At 56.5% G+C, this 2,500-nt stretch carries 2 rRNA genes (1 of these 2 cut by a window edge); both read right to left on the reverse strand.

Going from position 1 to position 2,500, the window contains the following annotated elements:
- Nucleotides 1-190 precede the first annotated feature (190 nt).
- Nucleotides 191-307, reverse strand: a 5S ribosomal RNA gene (gene rrf, locus ACWGO8_RS19415).
- Nucleotides 308-424: 117 nt separating this feature from the next.
- Nucleotides 425-2,500, reverse strand: a 23S ribosomal RNA gene (locus ACWGO8_RS19420) (it continues 1,040 nt past the right edge of the window).

Genomic DNA, 2,500 nt, shown 5'->3' on the forward strand with positions numbered 1-2,500 from the left:
TCCCGAAGCAACGTCGCACTATGGTCGCCGACGAGACCGGGCCGTAAGGCCGTTTTCTGAAATGTTGTCGGTTCGGATGACAATCCCCCGATTCCGGGGGCAGGCCGGCCGCGTGGATGCTACGCGCGCGACCGGTCCGGGAACGCAAAAAGGCCCTCCAACCGAAGTTGGAGGGCCTTTCGCAATGATGTTCCGGCGGTGTCCTACTCTCCCACACCCTGTCGAGTGCAGTACCATCGGCGCAGGTGGCCTTAGCTTCCGGGTTCGGAATGGGACCGGGCGTTTCCCCACCGCTATAACCGCCGTAACACTATGAAACTAGACAGCGCTCCCCGCATTCACCGAACCCCTCACAGGATCCGATGATCAGGTTTGCTGCAGTGTCTGTTGTTTCAGATACCGCACAGTGGACGCGTAACACCTTCGTAGTAAGCCCTCGGCCTATTAGTACCAGTCACCTACACCAGTTACCTGGCTTCCAGTTCCGGCCTATCAACCCCATGGTCTGTAGGGGGCCTTAACCCATCAAGTGGGAGAGAAACCTCATCTTGGAACAGGCTTCCCGCTTAGATGCTTTCAGCGGTTATCCCTTCCGAACGTAGCCAACCAGCAGTGCTCCTGGCGGAACAACTGGCACACCAGAGGTTCGTCCGTCCCGGTCCTCTCGTACTAGGGACAGCCTTCCTCAAGTTTCTAACGCGCGCGGCGGATAGAGACCGAACTGTCTCACGACGTTCTAAACCCAGCTCGCGTGCCGCTTTAATGGGCGAACAGCCCAACCCTTGGGACCTACTCCAGCCCCAGGATGCGACGAGCCGACATCGAGGTGCCAAACCATCCCGTCGATATGGACTCTTGGGGAAGATCAGCCTGTTATCCCCGGGGTACCTTTTATCCGTTGAGCGACACCGCTTCCACTTGCCGGTGCCGGATCACTAGTCCCGACTTTCGTCCCTGCTCGAGCTGTCACTCTCACAGTCAAGCTCCCTTGTGCACTTGCACTCGACACCTGATTGCCAACCAGGCTGAGGGAACCTTTGGGCGCCTCCGTTACATTTTGGGAGGCAACCGCCCCAGTTAAACTACCCACCAGGCACTGTCCCTGAACCAGATCATGGTCCGAGGTTAGAAGTCCAATACGATCAGAGTGGTATTTCAACGACGACTCCACCTGAACTGGCGTCCAAGCTTCACAGTCTCCCACCTATCCTACACAAACCGTACCGAACACCAATACCAAGCTATAGTGAAGGTCCCGGGGTCTTTTCGTCCTGCCGCGCGTAACGAGCATCTTTACTCGTAATGCAATTTCGCCGAGTCTGTGGTTGAGACAGCAGAGAAGTCGTTACGCCATTCGTGCAGGTCGGAACTTACCCGACAAGGAATTTCGCTACCTTAGGATGGTTATAGTTACCACCGCCGTTTACCGGGGCTTAAATTCTCAGCTTCGCGCCGAAGCGCTAACCGGTCCTCTTAACCTTCCGGCACCGGGCAGGCGTCAGTCCGTATACATCGTCTTACGACTTCGCACGGACCTGTGTTTTTAGTAAACAGTCGCTTCTCTCTGGTCTCTGCGACCCCACCCAGCTCAGAGTGCAAGACTCGTCACCAGGCGTGGTCCCCCTTCTCCCGAAGTTACGGGGGCATTTTGCCGAGTTCCTTAACCACAGTTCTCTCGATCGCCTTAGTATTCTCTACCTGACCACCTGTGTCGGTTTGGGGTACGGGCCGTGTACCAACTCACTAGAGGCTTTTCTCGGCAGCATAGGATCACTGAATTCACCACAACGGCTACGCATCACCTCTCAGGCTACATGCAACACGGATTTGCCTATGTTGCGCCCTACAGGCTTACACCAGGTATTCCATCACCTGGCCCAGCTACCTTCCTGCGTCACCCCATCGCTTGACTACTACAGCCAGGGTCTCGTGCAGCAATTCTCCCTCTCACCCGAAGGCTCGATAAGAAAACATTTGGACGATTAGCACAACTGATTCGCCATTGGGCGCGGATACACGGGTACGGGAATATCAACCCGTTGTCCATCGACTACGCCTGTCGGCCTCGCCTTAGGTCCCGACTCACCCTGGGCGGATTAACCTGGCCCAGGAACCCTTGGTCATTCGGCGGACGAGTTTCTCACTCGTCTTTCGCTACTCATGCCTGCATTCTCACTCCCGTGGCCTCCACAGCTGGATCACTCCGCTGCTTCCACGGCCACAGGACGCTCCCCTACCCATCCACACACCTGGCACGCAGGCGATCTAATGTGTGAATGCCGCGGCTTCGGCGGTGTACTTGAGCCCCGCTACATTGTCGGCGCAGGATCACTTGACCAGTGAGCTATTACGCACTCTTTCAAGGGTGGCTGCTTCTAAGCCAACCTCCTGGTTGTCTAAGCGACCCCACATCCTTTTCCACTTAGTACACGCTTAGGGGCCTTAGCCGGCGATCTGGGCTGTTTCCCTCTCGACTACGAAGCTTATCCCCCGCAGTCTC

Source organism: Agromyces sp. NPDC055661 (assembly GCF_053618135.1).